Annotated in this window: 18 protein-coding genes; 11 read left to right on the plus strand and 7 right to left on the minus strand. The window is 72.0% G+C overall.

Going from position 1 to position 19,775, the window contains the following annotated elements; genetic code table 11:
- Nucleotides 1-58 precede the first annotated feature (58 nt).
- On the plus strand, nt 59-1,018 hold the full coding sequence (locus ACWDR0_RS23360; protein ID WP_456353681.1) for a 3-oxoacyl-ACP synthase III family protein: 960 nt from the start codon (nt 59-61) through the stop codon (nt 1,016-1,018).
- An 89-nt stretch (nt 1,019-1,107) separates the two neighbouring features.
- On the opposite strand, the gene cs1 is transcribed toward ACWDR0_RS23360, so the two are convergent.
- From cs1 to ACWDR0_RS23380, 4 genes are all read right to left on the minus strand, one after another.
- Complete coding sequence (gene cs1, locus ACWDR0_RS23365) at nt 1,108-2,082, minus strand: clavaminate synthase Cs1 (protein ID WP_456353682.1); 975 nt, start codon at nt 2,080-2,082, stop codon at nt 1,108-1,110.
- Nucleotides 2,079-3,029, minus strand: coding sequence for an agmatinase (gene speB, locus ACWDR0_RS23370; protein WP_456353683.1), 951 nt, complete (start codon nt 3,027-3,029; stop codon nt 2,079-2,081). The genes cs1 and speB overlap by 4 nt, the downstream gene beginning before the upstream one ends.
- 86 nt (nt 3,030-3,115) lie before the next feature.
- Nucleotides 3,116-4,639 carry an asparagine synthetase B family protein gene (locus ACWDR0_RS23375; protein WP_456353684.1) on the minus strand — a complete coding sequence of 508 codons (1,524 nt, stop codon included), beginning with the start codon at nt 4,637-4,639 and terminating at the stop codon, nt 3,116-3,118.
- A 3-nt stretch (nt 4,640-4,642) separates the two neighbouring features.
- Complete coding sequence (locus tag ACWDR0_RS23380; protein WP_456353685.1) at nt 4,643-6,361, minus strand: thiamine pyrophosphate-binding protein; 1,719 nt, start codon at nt 6,359-6,361, stop codon at nt 4,643-4,645.
- A gap of 394 nt (nt 6,362-6,755) precedes the next feature.
- On the opposite strand from ACWDR0_RS23380, the gene argJ reads away from it, so the two are divergent.
- The 4 genes from argJ to ACWDR0_RS23400 all read left to right on the plus strand — a co-directional run bounded on the left by argJ (nt 6,756) and on the right by ACWDR0_RS23400 (nt 9,804).
- Nucleotides 6,756-7,913 (plus strand): bifunctional glutamate N-acetyltransferase/amino-acid acetyltransferase ArgJ, encoded by a 1,158-nt coding sequence (argJ, locus tag ACWDR0_RS23385; protein ID WP_456353686.1) that lies wholly within the window; start codon nt 6,756-6,758, stop codon nt 7,911-7,913.
- Between the two features lie 22 nt (nt 7,914-7,935).
- Nucleotides 7,936-8,520 carry a flavin reductase family protein gene (locus ACWDR0_RS23390; RefSeq protein WP_456353687.1) on the plus strand — a complete coding sequence of 195 codons (585 nt, stop codon included), beginning with the start codon at nt 7,936-7,938 and terminating at the stop codon, nt 8,518-8,520.
- Nucleotides 8,521-8,760: 240 nt separating this feature from the next.
- On the plus strand, nt 8,761-8,904 hold the full coding sequence (locus ACWDR0_RS23395; RefSeq protein ID WP_456353688.1) for a hypothetical protein: 144 nt from the start codon (nt 8,761-8,763) through the stop codon (nt 8,902-8,904).
- 9 nt (nt 8,905-8,913) lie between these two features.
- Nucleotides 8,914-9,804 carry a methyltransferase domain-containing protein gene (locus tag ACWDR0_RS23400; RefSeq protein WP_456353689.1) on the plus strand — a complete coding sequence of 297 codons (891 nt, stop codon included), beginning with the start codon at nt 8,914-8,916 and terminating at the stop codon, nt 9,802-9,804.
- A gap of 88 nt (nt 9,805-9,892) precedes the next feature.
- Here the strand turns inward: ACWDR0_RS23400 and ACWDR0_RS23405 are convergent, their stop codons facing one another.
- Nucleotides 9,893-10,771: a hypothetical protein gene (locus tag ACWDR0_RS23405; RefSeq protein ID WP_456353690.1), complete on the minus strand. Its 879-nt coding sequence runs from the start codon at nt 10,769-10,771 to the stop codon at nt 9,893-9,895.
- Nucleotides 10,772-11,042: 271 nt separating this feature from the next.
- Here ACWDR0_RS23405 and ACWDR0_RS23410 point away from each other — a divergent pair, with 271 nt between their 5' ends.
- On the plus strand, nt 11,043-11,789 hold the full coding sequence (locus tag ACWDR0_RS23410; RefSeq protein WP_456353691.1) for an aspartyl/asparaginyl beta-hydroxylase domain-containing protein: 747 nt from the start codon (nt 11,043-11,045) through the stop codon (nt 11,787-11,789).
- A 45-nt stretch (nt 11,790-11,834) separates the two neighbouring features.
- On the opposite strand, the gene ACWDR0_RS23415 is transcribed toward ACWDR0_RS23410, so the two are convergent.
- Complete coding sequence (locus ACWDR0_RS23415; protein ID WP_456353692.1) at nt 11,835-12,362, minus strand: copper chaperone PCu(A)C; 528 nt, start codon at nt 12,360-12,362, stop codon at nt 11,835-11,837.
- Nucleotides 12,359-14,728, minus strand: a complete 2,370-nt coding sequence (locus ACWDR0_RS23420; RefSeq protein WP_456353693.1) for a heavy metal translocating P-type ATPase — start codon at nt 14,726-14,728, stop codon at nt 12,359-12,361. The genes ACWDR0_RS23415 and ACWDR0_RS23420 overlap by 4 nt, the downstream gene beginning before the upstream one ends.
- A 782-nt stretch (nt 14,729-15,510) precedes the next feature.
- On the opposite strand from ACWDR0_RS23420, the gene ACWDR0_RS23425 reads away from it, so the two are divergent.
- The 5 genes from ACWDR0_RS23425 (at nt 15,511) to scoD (ending at nt 19,771) form a co-directional block, all read left to right on the plus strand.
- Entirely contained in the window at nt 15,511-16,905 is a 1,395-nt protein-coding gene (locus tag ACWDR0_RS23425; RefSeq protein WP_456353694.1) for an MFS transporter, read from the plus strand.
- 102 nt (nt 16,906-17,007) lie between these two features.
- Nucleotides 17,008-18,069 carry a beta-ketoacyl-ACP synthase III gene (locus tag ACWDR0_RS23430; protein ID WP_456353704.1) on the plus strand — a complete coding sequence of 354 codons (1,062 nt, stop codon included), beginning with the start codon at nt 17,008-17,010 and terminating at the stop codon, nt 18,067-18,069.
- The gene (locus tag ACWDR0_RS23435) at nt 18,066-18,302 is read left to right on the plus strand and encodes an acyl carrier protein (protein WP_456353695.1); all 237 of its coding nucleotides are present in this window, start codon (nt 18,066-18,068) and stop codon (nt 18,300-18,302) included. The genes ACWDR0_RS23430 and ACWDR0_RS23435 overlap by 4 nt, the downstream gene beginning before the upstream one ends.
- 45 nt (nt 18,303-18,347) lie before the next feature.
- On the plus strand, nt 18,348-19,232 hold the full coding sequence (gene scoE / locus ACWDR0_RS23440) for a (3R)-3-[(carboxymethyl)amino]fatty acid oxygenase/decarboxylase (RefSeq protein ID WP_456353696.1): 885 nt from the start codon (nt 18,348-18,350) through the stop codon (nt 19,230-19,232).
- Between the two features lie 2 nt (nt 19,233-19,234).
- On the plus strand, nt 19,235-19,771 hold the full coding sequence (scoD, locus tag ACWDR0_RS23445; protein WP_456353697.1) for a (2E)-enoyl-ACP glycyltransferase: 537 nt from the start codon (nt 19,235-19,237) through the stop codon (nt 19,769-19,771).
- Nucleotides 19,772-19,775 lie beyond the last annotated feature (4 nt).

Consider the following 19,775-nt stretch of genomic DNA (forward strand, 5'->3'; position numbering starts at 1 on the left):
CTGTCCTGGCCGGCCGCGCCGGTTCCACCGAACAAGGAACGAAGGAACGAGGTGACCGATGGCCGGGATCGCCGACTTCGAGCTCGCGCTGCCCTCGGCGCGGATCAGCGTCCGGGAGATGGCCGAACGGTCCGGGCTGCCGGACGAGGACGTGCGCGCGATCACGACATGCGCCGACATCCCCGTACTGGCGCCCGGCGAGCGGGAGTGGGAACTCGCCCTGGACGCCGCCCGCACGGTACTGGCGCGGTCCGGGCTGCCGCCGTCGGCCGTCCGCACCGTGATCTACGCGGGCACCGGCGAGTGGGAGGTCCCGTTCTGGTCCCCCGCGGGCAAGGTGGCCCATGAACTCGGGATCGAGCGGGCGTTCTGCTTCGAGGTGGCGAACTACTGCAACGCCGTGACGGCCGCCGTACAGCTGGCCTGCGACCGGGTCGGGACGGACCCCGGGGGATATGCGCTGGTGCTGATCGGGGACCGGATCAGCACCATGCTGGACTATGCCGAACCCACCGCGAAGGAACTGTTCAACAACGGCGACGCGGCGGGCGCGATCCTGGTCTCGGGGGCCGCGCCGCTCGCCGAGGTGCTGGCCTCCCGGATGCGCACCGACCCGAGCTGGTGCGACTACTACACGGGGGTCCGCGAGGGCGACCGGATCGTGGTACGCCGCCGGGGCCGCCGGGACGGCCTCGGCGACGCCTATCTGGAGAACTTCGCCGCGCTCACCGCGGAGGTCCTCGCCGCCGTCGGCCGGGATGTCACGGACATCGGCCGGCTGCTGGTGACCCACGGCAACCGGTACATCCACGAGCAGCTTTTGCGGAAGCTGGGCGTCCCCCGTGAGAAGAGCGTCTTCCTCTACGACCGGCTGGGGCACATGGGCAACGCCGACACCCTGATCGCGATGCGGGAGCTGATCTCCCGCGGCGAACTGCGGCGCGGTGACCTGGTGCTCCACGCCACCAGCGCCCTGGGGTTCAGCTGGGGCGTCATGGCCATGGAGTACCGGGGCTGAGACCACCGGAAACCCGGCCTCCGCAGGGGGTGCCGCACCCGGCCTCGGCAGGGGGGCGGGGTGCGGCGGGCGCCGCACCCGGGTCCCGGTCAGCGGCGGGGCGCGAAGTCCACGACGTCGCCGGCCCGCTCGCCGCCGGACAGCTGCCCGTGGCCCCCGGTACGGATGTACACCCGGTGCAGCCACCGGTCCCGCCCGTCCCAGCGGGGTACGAAGGGCGTACGGGCGTGGGTCGTCCGGAAGTTGTCCACGACCAGGACGTCGCCGGGGACCAGGTGGACGGCCTCCCGTACTTCGTCGAGGGCCTTGGAGAGCGCTTCGACGGCTTCGGCGTCGGCGGGATCGACGGGGGCCAGCAGCTCCCGGTCGTAGCCGAGGAACGGGTCGGCGGGGTCCCCGTACAGGGGCTTGACCCTGGCGATGGCCCCGGGGTCCTCGACCCCGCCGCGGAAGGCGACGTCCACCCCGCAGGGCACGGGCCGGTCGAAGAGCCGGGCCCGGGTCCGGTCGGAGAGCAGCGGCAGCGCCCTGCGGACCGAGCCGACCAGGGTGGCCGCCTTGCGCTCGTGGTCGGCCCGGGAGCAGGCGAGCATCACATAGTTCGGCTGGAGCATGTGGTAGGCCATCTCCGTATGGAACTCCAGGAGCGTTTCGGAGGTCTCGGAGGAGAGGTGGTGCGCGCCGGGCGACGGGTAGACGTCGTGGTAGACGGTGGCGGCGCGCAGCTCCCGGTAGCCGGTGTGCAGTCCGAGTCGGCGGCCGGTGATCGCGAGCATCGCCTCCTGGTTCAGCAGCGGCCGGTCCACCGGGGCGGGGGTGCTGTCGGGGGTGGGCGGCAGGGCGTCGTCGTCCTCCACGGGCAGCCCGCGCAGCAGGAGGTAGCCGCTCAGGTCGCCGTGGTCGCGGAAGTCGTCGAGTGCGGCCGCGACCGGGCCGGGCAGCGCGGCGGCCGCCGTACCGGCGGCTTCGAGGAAGCCGTACAGGTCGTGGCGGGGGATCCGGGGCAGTCCCGCGGCCAGGGTCCGCAGGGCCCCGGCGTGCGGGGAACAGTCGAGGACGGTCATGGGGTGTTCCTTTCTCGGGTGCGCGCGCGGGCGTACTGGTACAGCAGCTCCGCGCCGATCTCGGTGGCCAGGACGGAGGTGATGCCGCCGTGGTCGTAGGGGGGCGAGACCTCCATGACGTCGAAGCCGACCGGACGGAGGTCGCCGACGCAGCGGAGCAGGGCGAGCACCTCGCGGGAGGTGGGGCCGCCGGGCGCGGGGGTGCCGGTGCCGGGGGCGAAGGCCGGGTCCACGACATCGATGTCCACCGAGACGTAGACGGGTCCGTCGCCGACGTAGGAGCGGACGAGCGCCCGGGCGTCCTCGGGGCCGAGGGCGCAGAATTCGTCGGAAGTGACGATCCGGACGCCGTGGCCGCGGGCGTAGTCGAGGGAGTCGGGCCGCGGGTTGTGGCCCCTGATGCCGATCTGCACCATGCGCCGGGGGTCGACGAGCTTCTCGTCGATGGCGTGCCGGAAGGGTGTGCCGTGGTGGTACTCGCCGCCGTAGAAGGCGGGGTTGGTGTCGGAGTGGGCGTCCAGGTGCAGTACGGCCAGCGGGCCGTGCGCGGCGGCGGTGGCGCGCAGTCCGGCCAGCGTCAGCGAGTGGTCGCCGCCGATCATCAGGAAGGCGGCGTTGTGGGCGAGCAGCGCGCCGAGCCTCTCCTCGGCGGTGGCCATGGCGATATGCATGTTGAACGGGGTCAGGTCGATATCGCCGGCGTCGGCGCAGTCGATGAGTTCGAAGGTGCCGGGGCCGCGGTCGATGCCGACCCCGTGGATCAGGCCGGATTCGTTGCGTACGGCGCGGGGGCCGAAGCGGGCGCCGGGGCGGTAGCTGGTGCCGCCGTCGTAGGGGGCGCCGACGACCACGACGTCCCGGCCGCGGGGCTCGGGGTCGTACGGCAGGCGCATAAAGGTGGGGATCTGGGCGTAGCGAGGCGAGACGGTGGTGTCGACGCGTTCCACGGTCCGTTCCCTCCCTGGTTCTGCGGATGTGTTCCGGGGTGTCGTGCCGTCGCCCGGCGGGGCGGTCGCCGGGCGGTCCGCGGCGGTCATACGCGGCTCCGCCGCGCGGTGGGGCGGTCGGCGATCTCCGCCACCACCTCGTCGGTCGTCACCTCGTCGGGGTGCCGGCCCTCGGCGACGACGAGGTCGTACATCCTCCGGACGACGAGCCGCTTGGCCCGGCGCACCCGGCCGGGCGGGACTCCGGCGCCGGTGAGCAGGCGGGTGAAGGCCGAGGTGGTGCCCGACCCTTCGTGGACGCCGAGTTTGGGCCGGACGACGGTCTCGTGCGGCAGGGCGTCGGCCATGGCGGCGCGCAGGACCCATTTGTCGCGGCCGTGGCGGCGTTTGAGTCCGGCCTCCAGCGCTACCAGGACGTCGAGGACCTCGCGGTCCCAGTACGGGTGGGTGGTCCAGTGGCCGGCGGCCGCGGAGAGCACCGGGGTCATCTCGTTGAGGCCGTCGAAGGTGTCCATGTCGTGGCAGACGGCGGTGTCGAGCCGGGGCAGCCGGTCCTCGCGGTGCATCCCGCCGAGCGGGATGTCGGCTCCGTAGCCGGTGAGGATGCGGCGGCCCGGACCGCCGATGCGCCGGTAGAGGGCGGTCAGGGGGAGGAGGTACTCGACGATGTCCGGGTCGGCGCATTCGGCGGCCCAGACCGTGTGCGGGAGCCGGGCCAGCAGTTCGGCGGCCGGGACGGTGATCTCGCGGTGTGCGGAGCCGATATGCCGGGCGACGGTGCGTGCCTGGGGGAACTCGTCGGCCTCGTCGGTGCCCATGGAGACGGTGTCGAGGGGTCCGGCCGAGCGGCGTGCGGCCAGCGCCGCCACGGCGGAGGAGTCGATTCCGCCGGAGAGCACCACCAAGGGGGTGCCGCTGCCGGTGCGGACCCGCACGGCGTGTTCCAGTGCCCGGCGTACGGTGGCGGCGGCCTCGTCCTCGGGGAGGATCCGGCGGGCCAGCGGGGGCGTCCAGGTGCGGTGTGCGGTGCAGACGGCGGTGGTGACGTCGATGTCCAGGACGGTGCCGGCCGGGATCTGGCGGGTCCCGGGCCGCCGGCCCGGCGTGCGGGCGGCGGGCAGGGGCCGTCCCGGCGGTCCGGCCGGCAGTGCCTTGGCCTCGGTTGCGGCCAGCACCCGGCCGGGTGCCGCGGAGACGTACAGCGGTACCGAGCCCGCGTGGTCGGTGGCGAGTACGGCCCGGGCCGAGTCGGCCAGGACCGCGGCGAACCGGCCGTTGAGGAGCCGGAAGACATGGACTCCGTACCGTTCGTAGAGGGCCAGCACCAGCGAGGCGTCACCGGCGTCCGGGGTGCGGGCGGGCAGCAGCCGGAGGAGTTCGTCGCGGTTGTACAGCTCTCCGGCGAGCAGCAGGGTCCGGTCGCCGGAGCGGGCGCAGGCCGCGTCGGGGGCTCCGGAGTGCAGCAGGACCGCGCGCAGGGTCCGTCCGGCGGTCTCCTCGTGGTGGTGGGCCCGGGAGCCGAGGGCGGCGAAGACGGGTTCGGGGAGCGGGCCGCCGTCGGTGCGGACCGCGGCGAGCAGGCCGGTGGCGGCGGGGAGGTCCGGGGTCATGGCTCAGATGCTCAGGGCGCCGAAGCCGCCGGGCCGGAAGTCGTAGTTCACCGGGACCTCGACGAGGAACGGCCGGCCGAGACCGGCGCCCTTGCGGAGGGCGGCGAGCAGCTCCTCCCGGTCGGTCGCCCGGGCCGCCTCGACTCCGTTGGCGCGGGCGAGCGCGGTGAAGTCGACCCCGGTGAACTTCACCGCGGGGCCGTGGGAGCGGTGGTGTCCGATGTTCTGGTACAGCTCGATCAGGCCGTTGGCGTCGTTGTTGACGACGACCGTGACGACGGGGAGGTTGAGCCGGGCGATGGTCTCCAGGTCGGCGCTGTTGGAGTGGAAGCCGCCGTCGCCCGCGATGAGGAAGGTGGGCTGGCCGGGGCGGGCGAGCGCGGCGCCGATGGCGGCCGGGATGCCGTAGCCGAAGCTGGAGCAGCCCGCGGAGGTCAGAAAGCCGTAGGGCTGGTCGGCCCGGGCGAAGAGGACTCCGTAGTGGCGGAAGAATCCGATGTCGGAGACGATCGTGCCCTCGCCCGGTGCCGCGGCCTCGGCCATGACGGTGTTCATGGAGTCCATCACCTGGTGGACGCGCATGCCGTCGTCGTACGCGGTGGGGTCGGAGAGGAGTTCGGCGATCCGTTCCCGCAGCGGGGCGATGTCGTGGGGGGTCTTCGGGGCCAGTCCGGCGGTCTGCCGGTCGAGGTGCTCGGTGAAGGCCCGGACGTCGGTGACGATGTCGAGGTCGGGCCGGTAGACCCGGGGTACGGGGTTGACCGTGGGCGAGACCCGGACGGTGGTCTTCCCGTCGCCGCGCCGCCACATCGAGGGGCGCAGGTCCTCGGCGTAGTCGTAGCCGAGGGTGAGGATCAGGTCGGCGGGGCCGAAGAGGGCGTCCAGGGCGGGGTAGGACAGGATGCCGTCCATGTAGCCGGTGACGGCGCCGTAGTTCAGCTCGTGGCCGTGCGGCAGTACGCCCTTGGCGATGTACGTGGTGATGACGGGGATCCGCAGCCGCTCGGCGAGTTCGCGGATCGCGGGTACGGCGCCGGACCGGATCGCGGCGGCGCCCACGACCAGCACCGGCCGGCGGGCCTCGCCGAGGAGTCCGGCCGCCCGGTCGGCGCCCTCGTGCCAGTTCTCCTCGACGGCGCCGTGCGGCCGGGCGGGGGTCCGGGGCCGGGGCACCGAAGCCGCGGCGGGGGCGGTCTCGCTGCCGAGGAGGTCGACCGGGAGGGAGATGAAGCTGGGGCCGACGGGTTCGGTCATCGCCGCGGCCATCGCGGAGTCCACCAGGTCGGTGATCTCCTCGGGGCGCTGGAGTTCGGCTGCGTACTTGGTCATCGGGCGCATCACGGAGACCGAGTCGAGGCACTGGTGGGTGTCGTTGGGGAAGATGTCGTGCGATTCGGACTGGGCGGCGAGCGCGAGCACCGGCGAGCGGTCCAGGGCCGAGGTGGCGACGCCGGTGGCGAGATTGGTCATACCGGGGCCCAGGGTGGCCCAGCAGGCCTGCGGGCGGCCGGTGATCCGGGCGAGTACGTCGGCCGCGACACCGGCGGTGAACTCGTGCCGGGTCAGTACGAAGTCCACGCCCTCCACCTCGTCGAAGAGAATCGACGCGGCCTCGCGGCCGACCACCCCGAACACGGTCCGCACCCCGTGGTCGTGGAGGCGGCGCAGCAGGGCGTGCGCGGTGGTCGGGCTGGCTGCGGGACCGGTGGAGACACGGGACATGGCAACTCCTTCTGCGGCGGAACGGACGGGACCCGCGCCGGGTGTCCGGCGGGAGCCGGAGCCGGGATGCCGGTCGGCGGCCACTGTCCACAGTGCCGACCGGAGCTTGCAGCGGGGTGGACCGCCGCCTTGCACCGGGCCGCCGTCCAGCGGCCCGCCCGGGACGCGGGGGCCGCGCCGGGCACGGCCGCCGCCGTCCCCGGCAGTCCCCCGTTCAAGCGAGTTCAAGCGAAACGTGCGGCGGCGGACAAGCGAGGTGTGCGACCGTGTCCGGCGGACGGCATCGGCAGCCCACTGCTCCGCTCACCGGCGCGTGCCGCAGTCTCCGTGAGCCACGGCCTCCGCCGGCTGCCGCGGCTCGTTCCAGCGACCCGGGAAGGGAAACACCGTTCCGATGTACGCCTCCGCTCCGCAAGGCTTCCTCGTCCACCACGGCAGGGCGGGGGTCAAGGACGCCCAACCGGACTTCACCGTGATCGCCTCGGAGGTGCCCGCGACGGCGAGCGCGGTGTTCACCCGCTCCCGGTTCGCCGGGCCCAGCGTCCTGCTCAGCCGGGAAGCGGTCGCCGGACGTACCGCCCGCGGCGTCGTCGTCGTGTCCGGCAACGCGAACGTGGCGACCGGCGAGGAGGGCCGCAAGGACGCCGAAGAGGTACGCCGGCAGGTCGCCGCGCTGATCGGGGCGGACGAGAACGAGGTCCTGATCGCGTCCACGGGCATCATCGGCCACCGCTATCCGATGGAGCACCTGCGCGCCCATCTCGCTTCGCTGAGCTGGCCGTTCCCCGCGGCGGACTTCGACGCCGCGGCGACGGCCATCATGACGACCGACACCCGCCCCAAGATCCGGCGCGCGCGGTGCGGCGCGGCAACGGTGGTCGGTATCGCCAAGGGCGTCGGCATGCTGGAGCCCGATATGGCGACGCTGCTCACCTTCTTCTGTACGGACGCCCGGCTCGAACCGGCCGAACTCGACGAGGTCTTCCGCCGGGTGATGGACCGTACCTTCAACGCCCTGAGCATCGACACCGACACCTCCACCAGCGATACCGCGGCCGTTCTCGCCAACGGTCTGGCCGGTCCCGTGGACCCGGCCGGTTTCGAGGAGGCGCTGTACGGCGTCGCCCTGGACCTGGTCAAGGACATCGCCCGGGACGGCGAGGGCGCCACCAAGCTCATCGAGGTGCGGGTGACCGGAGCGCGGGACAACGCGCAGGCCAAGCGGGTCGCCAAAGCCGTGGTGAACTCCCCCCTGGTGAAGACCGCGGTACACGGCGCCGACCCCAACTGGGGGCGGGTGGCGATGGCGGTCGGCAAGTGCCAGGACGACCTCGACATCCACCCCGAGCGGGTCACGATCCGCTTCGGGGACCAGGAGGTCTATCCGGTGCGCCCCGGCCCCGACGGGCTGGCCGCCGTCACGGCGCACCTCAAGAACGACGAGGTGGTCCTCCAGGTCGACCTCGGCACCGGCTCCCCCGGCGGGTTCACGGCCTACGGCTGCGACCTCACGGAGGGGTACGTACGGCTCAACGCCGACTACTCGACCTGAGCCCGCCGGCCGGCCCGCCGTGATGCCCGGTTCCGAGCCCTCCGGCTCCGAAGGCTCCCGCTCCGAAGGTCCCGGCTCCGGCAGCGGGACCGGGAGCGGGGGTCCCGCCCGGTACTTCCGTACGGTCCTGGGCCGCTGCCCGACCGGAGTCGCCCTGGTCACCGCCCCCGCGGAGGAGGCCGGGGCGCCCCCGCTCGGCCTGATCGTGGGCACCTTCACCTCGGTCTCCCTGGACCCGCCCCTGGTCGGCTTCCTCCCGGCGCGCACCTCGTCCACCTGGCCCCGGATCCGGGCGTCGGGCCGGTTCTGCGTCAATGTGCTGAGCGCCGGGCAGCGGGACGTCTCCGAGGCGTTCGCGGCCGCCTCGCCGCGGCGCTGGGACATTCCCTACGACTGGTCGCCGTCCGGCTGCCCCGTCCTCCCGGACGCCGTCGCCTGGGTCGACTGCACGCTGTACACGCAGTCCGAGGCGGGCGACCACTGGTTCGTCACCGGCTCGGTACACGCCCTGGGCACCGGCCGCCCCGAGCCACCCCTCGTCTTCCTGGGCGGCCGCTACGGCACCTGCGCGATGGGCAGCGTCGACCGGCCGGTACGAGGGGGCTGACGGCCGTCGGCACGGCCGACGCGTACCGGAGTCCTCCGCGCCCGGGCGTGCCCGCGAGCGCCCCCGCGGCGCCCCGTGCGCTCCGTCCGCGGGCCGTCCGCACGGCCGTTCCGGGTCCTACGCTGTCGGTCGTACTCTCCGCCGCACACGACCGGCCGGGCACCGGACCACCGGCTCCCGCGCCCGGCCGCGACGGGCGCGGCACCGTTCGGTACCGGCAGACGAGGAACGGAGGACGAGGTGCGTGGTGTGAAGGGGTCCGTGGTCCGCGGCGACGACCGGCAGTCGGGCGACGGCCAGGTCGGGGGGCCGTACTCCAGCCCCGGGGATCCGGGGAATCCGCTGCCCGAACCGGACGGCGGCGGGGCCGAGGAAGACGAGTAGGCAACCGGAATGACGGTGTCCGCGGCAGCGCTGCGCAGGCGCTGCGCCGAGGAGATGAGCCGGACCCCGCGCGGGTTCGGCGGCGCCGGGTGGCTGCGCGAGGCGTTCCTGGCGGTGCCGCGGGAGCACTTCGTGCCCGACCGGGTGTGGTGGCCGGCGCCCCGCGCGGACGGGCTCCACAGCCTGATCGACCGGGCCGTCCGGCCGCGGGCCTGGCTGGAGGCCGTGTATCTGCCGGGGGCGCCGCTGATCACCCAGCTCGACGACGGGCGGGTGCCGCCGACCGGTCCCGCGGCGGGCGCCTTCACCTCCAGCATCTCGTCCAGCGGTGTGGTGGTGGAGATGCTGCGCCATCTGGATCCGCGCCCCGGTGACCGGGTGCTGGAGGTGGGCACGGGGACCGGCTACACCACGGCGCTCCTCGCGGCCCGGGCCGGTGCGGAGAACGTGGTCACGGTGGAGATCGACCCGCCGCTGGCCGACCGGGCCCGGGAGCGCCTGGCCGCGCTGGAGCTGAGCCCGCTCGTCGTGACCGGCGACGGGGAGCACGGCCATCCGCCGGGCGGCCCGTACGACCGGATCGTGTCCACGGCGTCGGTCCGCCGGATCCCCCGCCCCTGGCTGGACCAGCTCGCCCCGGGCGGTGTCCTGGTCGCCCCGGTGGACAGCCCGTTCGGCTACGACCTGCTGGCCCGTCTGACGGGCGACGGCGCGGGCGGGGCGACGGGCCGCTTCACTGCCCGGGTCGAGTTCATGCGGGTCCGGAGCCAGCGGGACCCGCTGCCGTACCCCGACCTCGGCTGGCCGCCCGGCGCCGACGAGGCCGCCTGGCCGGATCTGACCATCGCAACGGGCCCCGCGGGCCAGCGGATCGTGCTGCCGGTACCGGTGGTGCCGTAGCACCCCACGGGCCTCGCGGGCTCCACGGCAGGAGCCCCACCCGGCCCGCTTCCCGCCGGGCACGCCGCCCTCCGTCCGGACGGCTCGCTCAGCAGCAGTCGTAGCGGTGCGCGTAGGGCAGGTCCGGGCATACGGTACAGACGAAGAGGTACACCCCGCCGCAATCGCCGAGGACCATGCCATGACCGGTGGTGTCGGGGTCCGGGCCACCGTCCTCCCGCTCGTCCTCGTGCTCGTCGAGCGGGCACCAGCGCCCCCACGGTTCCGATGCGGTGACGCTCAGCAGATGGTCCATGCGGCGGCCGCAGCGGCACTCCGGCCAGTCGGGCGGCTGCTGCCAGCCCGGATAGCCCCCGACCTTGCTCATGGCGGTGGTGGCCAGATCGAAGAAGGTGTCGCCGTACTCCACCTCGATCCGGTCGAGCCGTTCGTCCAGCGTCTGGGAGAGACCGTCAGGCATGTCCCACGCCGGGTACTCCACCACCCGTGTCGGCGTCACCGTGCAGGGCCGGGGCACGGACTCCTCGTCGTACTCGTACGGCACCGGCGGGTCCGTCAGCGTGCGCCCCTCGGCGACCGTCCGCTCACTGCGCCAGTAGAGCCTGGGAAGCACGGAGCCGGAGCTGTCGTGGATCAGCGGGCACCACAGGACCTGGAGCACGTCCGTGCCCGCCGGGAAGGGCAGTTCGGGTACGTCCCGTGCGTAGAGCTGTACGACCGGCACCATCGCCACCGGGTCGGGTCCGACCACTTCGGTGGGGGTCCGCGACGGTCTCCAGTGACCCGGTTCACCACACACCGGCCAGGGCTCGTCCGCGGGCCACAGCAGGGGGCCGCCGATGGAACTGGACCGCACGCCCGGCTCGCCGCTCCGCGGGTACAGCAGGGTCGTCTCCCGCTCCAGACCGACGAACTCCGGTATCAGCGACGGGACGTCGAACGGCAGCGGAGGGATCCGATGGGACATGGCGCATTCCTTACCCGGAGCGAGCGGCGGGGCGCCATCGTAAGCCGACGGCTTCACCTCAAGTAAGTCGTTCCGACGGGCTCTCCGGTTCCCGGCGAAATCGAGAATTCATGCATACGGGAAGCATCACCGGCGCACCGCATCATCCAAGCCGCCGATCATGCCTCCGCAACGGCCGGATCACACACTTTCCCGGGCCCGGAACGGGTATGCCCTGGGTACCCTCCAAGCCGTATGCATGGAACATGAAGCTAGAAATCCTGGAGATTCGATGACCCCGGAGATAGACGCCGCCTTCGCCGCCATCAGGAGTGAGTACGGATCGGATTCGATCGCCCGGGTCGAGGAGATGCTGGCGGCGGGAAAGAAGGACCGCCACCCGTTGCAGAAGGGGGCCAAGTGGATCCTGCCGGGGATTTCCCAGCAGCCCTGGCACGACCCGTACGGCCATCCCGAGCTGGCGCCCGTGGTGCACGCGCTCGAAGCCGGGCACGACACCATCAAGAAGGAGCTGGAGACGGCCTGGGCGGACCGGCGCAAGGCGTTCTCCGATTACGAGCACTACCTGACGCGCCAGTCGGACTGGCAGGCTCTCTATCTCTTCCGTGACGGCGCTCCGGTGACCGAGTCCGCCGAGCCGGTGCCGACCGCCTTCCGGATCATCCAGGAGGAGGCCGTCGACACCGGGGTGCTCTGCCCCCTGCTGGAGTGCCACTTCTCGACCCTGCTGCCCGGCGCGGCGATCGCCCCCCACTGCGATCTGTGGAACTTCAGCATCAACCTGCATCTGCCGGTCGACATCCCGGAGGACTGCGGTATCACGGTCGCGGGCGAGACCCGGTCGTGGGAGGAGGGCAAGTGCCTGCTCTTCGACTACTCCTTCGAGCACGAGGCATGGAACCGCGGGACCCGACCGCGGACCTGCCTGCTCGTCGACCTGTGGCACCCGGAGACGACCGTTCCCGAGCGCAAGGCGCTGGTCACGGCCATCACCGAGATCCGCAAGCTGATGGGCTAGGGAGCAACAACGGCCGAGGGGGAGGGGCCTGCGGCCCCTCCCCCGTCACAGGCCCACGGGCACCGTCACCGCGTCGACGGTCACCCGGCCCGAGCCGCGGAACCACAGCTCGAAGCGGACCTTGTCCCCGGCTTTCAGCTCCGGGGGGTCCATGACCATCACATCGACGTCGTACGGGGTCATCTTCACCCGGCTGCCCGCCGGGATCGTGAGGGCGTCGAGCGGCTCCATGCGCCCCGCTCCGTCCTCCGTGACCCGCCGCCCGAGCATGGTGTCGTCCAGTTCGGGCGAGGACACGGACGTCAGGACGTCGTCGGATGCCCCGGAGTTGGTGATGTCGAAGAAGGCCGCCGTGGTCTCGGAGTTGGGCGGCACGAAGATCCGGGCGTTGGCGACGCTGATCCTGGCCGGCGGTTCACCCGCCGCGCCCGTGGTGGTGTAGGCCATCAGCAGCATCAGCGAGGTCACACAGGTGACCACGGGTACATAGGCGGCGTTCAGCGCGCCCGAGGCCGCCCGGCGCCAGGGCGGCGCGGGGGGTTCGGACGGTCCGCCGGAGGCGTCGGCGCTCATCGGATCTCCTTCAGGTACGGGGCGGAAGCGCCGTCGCCGGAGGGCGCGGCCGGACCGCCCCGGCCGGTGGCGGACGCGCCGGAGCGGTAGCCGCCGCCGGGCGGCGCGTAGGCCCGCAGCCGCAGGCTGTTGGCGACCACGATCACGGAGCTGGCGGACATCGCCACGGCGGCGAACATCGGGTTGAGCCAGCCGGTGGCCGCAAGCGGCACGGTGACGACGTTGTAGCCGAAGGCCCAGGCGAGGTTGGCGCGGATGGTGGTCAGCGTGCGGCGGGTGAGCTGGACGGCGGCCACCACGGCCTGCATGTCCTCGCGTACGAGGGTGATGTCGGCGGCGCCGATCGCGGCGTCGGTGCCGCCGCCCATCGCAATGCCCAGATCGGCGGAGGCCAGGGCGGCGGCGTCGTTGACCCCGTCGCCGATGACCGCCACCCGGAGCCCTTCGTCCCGCAGCTGCGCGACGATGGCGCTCTTCCCCTCCGGGGTGATCTCGGCATGCACCTCCTCGATGCCGACCTGCGCGGCCACCGCCGCCGCGGCGGCCGGGCCGTCGCCGGTCACCAGGATCGGTTCGATGCCCAGCTTCCGCAGATTGCGTACGGCGGCGTAGCTGGAGGGCCGCAGGGTGTCGCCGACCGTGAGGACGCCGACCGGGCTGCCGTCCTTCTCGACGACCACCGCGGTACGGGCCGCGGCATGGGCCTCGTCCATGGCCCGCCGCAGGACGTCCGGGAGCCGGACGCCGGGCCGCGGGCGGCCCACGGCGACCTCGGAGCCGTCCACCCGGCCCCGTACGCCGGACCCCGGCACCGCCTGGAAGCCGGTCACCTGCGGCAGGCGTCCGCCGTCCGCGGCCTGGCGGGCGGCGGCGGCGACGGCCCGGCCGATGGGGTGCTCGGAGCCGTACTCGACCGCACCGGCGAGCCGGAGGATCCGGCCCGCGTCCTCTCCGGCAACCACCGTCGTCGCGGCGAGCGTCATCCGGCCCGTGGTCAGGGTGCCGGTCTTGTCGAAGACGACCGTGTCGATGTGCCGCAGCCGCTCCAGCGCCTCCGGGCCGCGGAGCAGCACACCGAGCTGGGCGCCCCGGCCGGTGGCGGCCATGAAGGCGGTCGGGGTGGCCAGGCCCAGCGCACAGGGGCAGGCGACGACGAGAACGGCGACCGCGGCGGTCACGGCCGCCGAGGAATCCGCCCCGGCGCCGAGCCAGAACCCGAGGACCGTGCAGGCCACGGTGACGATCGCGGGGACGAAGACCTCCGCGACGGCGTCGGCCAGCCGCTGGATACGGGCCTTGCCGGCCTGGGCGTCGGTCACCAGCTTGGTGATGCGCGCGAGCTGGGTGTCGGCGCCGACCGCCGTGGCCCGGATCACCAGCAGTCCGCCGGCGTTGACGGCGCTGCCGACCACGGCCGAGCCCGGCCCGACCTCCACGGGCACGCTCTCGCCGGTCACCAGTGACAGGTCCAGGGCCGAACTGCCGTCGGTGACCACGCCGTCCGTGGCGACCTTCTCGCCCGGCCTGACCAGGAACTCCTGTCCGACCCGGAGTTCGGCGACGGGGATCCGCCGGCCACCGGCCCCGGCCCCTTCCGCGCCCTCGTCCTTCAGTTCGACGTCCTTGGCGCCGAGTTCGGCGAGCGCCCGCAGGGCCGATCCGGTGCCCTGTTTGGCGCGTTCCTCCAGGTAGCGGCCGGCCAGGACGAACAGCGGTACGCTCACGGCCGCTTCCAGGTACAGATGCGCCCCGGCGCCGCCCGCCTCGGGCACCAGGCTGAACGGCATGCGCATGCCGGGCTCGCCCGCGCCGCCGAAGAGCAGGGCGTACGTGGACCAGGCGAAGGAGGCCAGCACCCCGAGGGAGACCAGGGTGTCCATGGTCGCCGTGGCATGCCGCAGCCCCTTCAGCGCCCGCTCGTGGAACGGCCAGGAACTCCACCACACCACGGGGACGGCCAGGGCGAAGCAGAACCACTGCCAGTAGGTGAACTGCAGGCCGGGAACCATGGAGAGCACGAGTACGGGCACCGACAGAAGGGCCGTGACCAGCAGCCGGACCCGGTCGGCGCCCGCCGTCCGCTGTTCCCGGTCCGCCCCGGTGTGCTGCTCCTCGGGCGGCGGCGGGAGTTCGGCGGTGTAACCGGCGCTCTCCACAACGGAGACGAGCTGCTCGGGGCTGACCGACGCGGGGTGCGAGACCCGGGCCAGCCCGGTGGCCAGATTGACCGTCGCCGTCACCCCCGCCACCCGGCCCAGCTTCTTCTCCACCCTGCCCACGCACGCGGCGCAGGTCATCCCGCCGACCAGCAGATCGGTGGTGCCGGGCCCGTCGGCGGCCGTATCACGGTGATCGGCGGTGGTCATCGGCTCACCCCGGTCTGCTGTGCGGCCGGACCGAGGCCGTGCATCCCCGGCATACCCGGCTCCTGCGGTCCCCCGGACCCCGGTTCGGTGCGGTGCATGCCCGGGGCCACCGGACCTGCCATGCGACCTGCGGCGTAGGACAGCCCGGTCAGTGCCACGAGCAGAACAACGAACCCCAGTAAGGCGGGCGGCACAAAAAGACCGCGTTTCGACTTCTCCATGCACACATACGGTAGGGGGGTACACGAGCTATGGCCCGACCCGGGGGTGTGACAAAAAACTTCCAGATCGCCGGGAACCAACCGGCCCCACCATCCGACTCTCTATCAATAAGAGTTTTCCAGCTCTTTCCCGATAACGAACCCGGGAGCGCCGAGAACGATATCCAAGGCGGATCTAAGGGGATTATCAGGGTACTAAAACCAGCCATCCGCGACGTGTCGAGATTCGACCGAGAAGGCCGGAACCAGCAGAACCCGCCAACCGACTTGTTGATTAAGGAAACCATCACCAGGCCGTCAGCATATGCCTGCGGCACCCCTTCGGGAACTCAACTCCCCTGCTCACCCGACATGTTCCGGCTCCGGTTGCACGAGCCACCAGCCCGAATGGTGTGCCCCCCATGAAGAAGTGAACGATCTTCACAACCCATTCGCAAGCCAGTCCGAAATCAGCAGGAGAGTGCTTGTGGCGGACGCGGCCGGTGAGCCAAGCTCCCGGAGTGACCACCGCCCTGTTCCAGCAGGCGGATTTCTAGGGGGAAACGTTCAGCAATGCCTGCAATGAATGCGCCATCCGCTCCGTCCCGTAGGCGCCTCGGGTTGCCGCTCCTGGTCCTCGCAGCGGCACAACTGGTCATCTCGCTCGACTTCAGCATCGTGTACGTGGCCCTCCCCGAGATCGGCGACTCGCTCGGCTTCTCGGGCCAGGACCTCCAGTGGGTGGTCAGCGCCTACGTGGTGACCACCGGAGGGTTCCTGCTCCTCGGCGGGCGGGCCACCGATCTGCTGGGCCGGCGCCGGATATTCGTCGTCGCCGCGCTGCTGTACGCGGTCTCGTCACTGGTGGGCGGGCTGTCGGAGTCGGCGGGTGTGCTGATCGCGGTGCGCGCGGTACAGGGCATCGGCGGTTCACTGCTGTTCCCGGCCGCCCTCTCCCTGATCAACACGCTCTACGAGGAAGGCCCGGTACGGAACCGGGCACTGGCCGCCTGGGGCGCCGCCGGGGCCGGCGGGCTCTGCTTCGGCTCGCTGCTCGGCGGAGTACTCGTCGCCGCCTTCGGCTGGCCCGCGGTGTTCCTCGTCAACGTCCCCCTGGCCGGTGCCATCGCCCTGGCCGGATGGATACTCTTTCCCGCCGACGGCCCCCTGCCCCGTGAGCGGACCTTCGACCTCCCGGGCGCCCTGACCGCCACCACGGGCATCACCCTGCTCGTCTTCGTCCTGATCCACGCACCGGAGGCCGGCTGGACCAGCCGCACCGTGCTGATCTGCGCGGTTCTCTCCGTCGTCTCACTGGCCCTGTTCGCCGCCGTCGAGGCCCGGACCCGTGCCCCGCTGACACCGGGACATCTGTTCCGCCACCGCGGCCTGCTCGGCGCCATGGCGCTCACCGCGCTGTTCAGCGCCACCTTCAGCTCGCTGCCGTTCTTCCTCACCCTCTACTTCCAGACAGTGCACGGCTACAGCGCCATGGCCACCGGAGCCGCCTTCCTGGTACCGGCCCTCGTGGTGGCCGCCGGGACCAAGGTCGGCGAGAAGGGCGTGGCCGCCCTGGGCGTACGCACCATGCTGCTGGCCGGTATGGCGACCGGCGCCACCGGCGCCCTCCTTCTCGCCCTCGCGTTCAGCTCCGACGGCTCCTACGCCCGGCTGCTGCCGGGGATCGTCCTGATCAGCCTGGGTCAGGGGGCCACCTGGACCGGCATGTGGATCATGGCCTCGACCGGTATCCCCGCCCAGGACCAGGGCATCGCCTCGGGTCTCGCCTCGACCACGCTGCAGGTGGGCGGCGCCGTGGGCCTAGCCGTCCTGGTGGCCGTGGGCGGCACCGGCAGCCCCGGCCTGACGTCCGCCGAACTGCTGGACGGAATCCGGGCCGCCGCCTATGTCATCGCCGCCGGTGTCTGTCTCGGCGCCGTGGCCCTGCTGCCCCTGCGCAGGCAAGCGAACGTCTGAGCCCTGCCGCTCCGCCCCTTCCTGTGACCGTTCCGGGCGCACCCCATCCCGCCCGGAGACCTAGGAGCCCCTGTGTCCAGCACCCTTGACCGACCGCTCGGTATGCCCATTTCTCCCGCCCCGCCCACCGGTCGTGCCGCCGTCCTGTGCGGTCTCGCCGGCTGGCTCCCGCCGCGTGTCGTGACCAACGAGGAGCTGTCCAGGCGGCTCGACACCAGCGACGACTGGATCAGGACCCGCACCGGAATCGGCCGGCGGCACTTCGCCGCACCCGGCCAGGCCACCTCCGACCTCGCGGTGGAGGCGGGCCGCCGGGCGCTGCGGTCCGCGGGCACCACCCAGGTGGACGCCGTCGTCGTCGCCACCACGACCCCCGACCGCTCCTGCCCCGCCACCGCCCCGCTGGTGGCCGACCGGCTCGGCCTGGCCGGCGCCGCGGCCTTCGACATCAGCGCCGTCTGCACCGGGTTCGTCTACGGACTGGCCTCGGCCGCGGGGCTCATCGCGGCCGGGGTGGCCGACCGCGTACTGCTGATCGGCGCGGACACCTACTCCACCATCGTCGACCCCGACGACCGGACCAACGCGATCATCTTCGGGGACGGCGCCGGAGCCGTCGTGCTGCGCGCCGGCCACGCCGGTGAACCCGGCGCCGTCGGCCACTTCGACCTCGGCAGCGACGGCACCGGCGAGGAGCTGATCATGGTTGCCGCCGGCGGCTCACGGCAGCGCTCGGCGGACCGGCCGACCGCCGTCCAGGACCACTACTTCGCCATGCGCGGCAAGGAGGTCTTCCGGCACGCCGTCACCCGGATGACGGCCTCCGCCCGCGCCACGCTCACGCTCGGCGACCGCAAGGTCGACGACATCGACCGCATCGTCCCCCACCAGGCCAACCTGCGCATCCTGCGCTCGGTGGCGGAGGACCTCGGACTGCCCCCGGAACGGCTCGTGACCAACGTCGAGTCCGTGGGCAACACCGGCGCCGCGTCGATCCCGCTCGCCCTGGCGGACGCGGTGGCCCGGCGCACCATCCACCCCGGCGAACGCATTCTGCTCACCGCGTTCGGCGGCGGCCTCACCTGGGGGTCCTGCCTCCTGACCTGGCCCGGTCTGACCCGGACCGATTCCCCGTACGACTCAGAAGGAACGGAGACGCCATGAGCGCCACCACCTACGACAGACTCGTCGAGATCGTGACGAAACTCCACGACGCGCCGCACGACCGGATCACCCCGGACGTCACCTTCGCGCAGCTGGACGTCGACTCCCTGACCATGGTCGAGATCAGCATGCGCATCGAGCGCGAACTCGACGTCCAGATCGACGACAACGAGCTCGAGGCGGACCTCACCCTCGGCGCGACCACCGAGCTCATCGAAGCGAAGCTCGGCTAGCTCCACCGCTCCACCGCTCCACGACCTCTACCGAGAGCAGGGATCATGCAGATCAGCGAAGTCACCGGCCAGGAGATCGGCGCCACCGTCGAAGGGTTCGACCACACCACCGCCTCCGCGGAGGACATCGAGGCCATCAAGAAGGCCGTCTACACCCGGAAGATCGTGGTCCTGAAGGACCAGTACCTGGAGCCCGAGCCGTTCCTGCAGCTCGGCAAGGCGTTCGGCCGTCCCGAGACGTACTACGAGCCCATGTACAAGCATCCCGAGGTCGAGGAGATATTCGTCTCCTCCAACGTGCCCAAGGACGGCAAGCAGATCGGCGTGCCGAAGACCGGCAAGTTCTGGCACGCGGACTACCAGTTCATGCCCGACCCGTTCGGCCTGACGTTCATCTACCCCCAGGTCATCCCCGAGAAGAACCGGGGGACCTACTTCATCGACATGGGCAAGGCGTACGAGGGGCTCTCCGACGACCTCAAGCAGGAGGTGGCGGGCACCTTCTCCCGGCACTCGGTGCGCAAGTACTTCAAGATCCGGCCCACGGACGTCTACCGGCCGCTCTCGGAGATCATCGAGGAGGTCGACACCAAGACCCCGCCCGTGGTCCAGCCCAGCACCTTCACCCACCCCATGACCGGTGAAACGATCCTCTACAACAGCGAGGGCTTCACCGTCGACATGGTGGACGAGCACGGCAAGCCGCTGGAGGGCGACCTCCTCCAGCGTCTCTTCGAGGCGACCGGCCAGCTCGACGACACCTTCGAGCACGCCAACATCCACCTCCAGACCTTCGAGAAGGGCGACCTGCTGGTCTGGGACAACCGCAGCCTGATCCACCGGGCCCGGCACACCACCACCCCGGAGCCCGTGGTCTCCTTCCGGCTGACCATCCACGACACGCACAAGCTCTACGACGAGGCCGTCTGACGATGACCGCGCCTGTACAGCACACACCGCCGGCGCAGGACTACGGCAACGACGAGGAACTGCTGCCCCTGGTGCTGCGGCCGTACAAGCCGCACTGCAAGTACCTGCTGTCCGCGGCGGTGAGCACCCGGTCCAGCCTGGTGTCCGCGCGGTGCGAGCTGGCCATCCCGGAGTCCTGCTACATCGACGACACCGGCCATCTCAACGCCGTCGAAGTCAACATCAGCTACAACCAGATGATGTACTACACCGTCGCCAAGGCGGTGAAGGAAGGGCTCCTGGAGGAGTTCGCGGGCTGGTCGATGGACGACTACTGGCGCCACCAGCTCCCCGACATCCTCATCGCCCGCTTCAGCGGCAGTTTCCGGCGCCCCATCAACGCACGCTCGTTCTTCGGCGAGATCGAGTTCCTGTCCGTGGAGCGGCGCTCGCCGGGCGGGGAGCCGCTGCTCGTCGCCGAGACCGCCTACCGGTACTGGGACGACGCGGGCGGCCGGTGCGACGGCTCCGTGAAACTCGCGTTCGTCAACGCCCCGTAGCCGC

It is taken from the genome of Streptomyces sp. NPDC003691 (genome assembly GCF_053981115.1).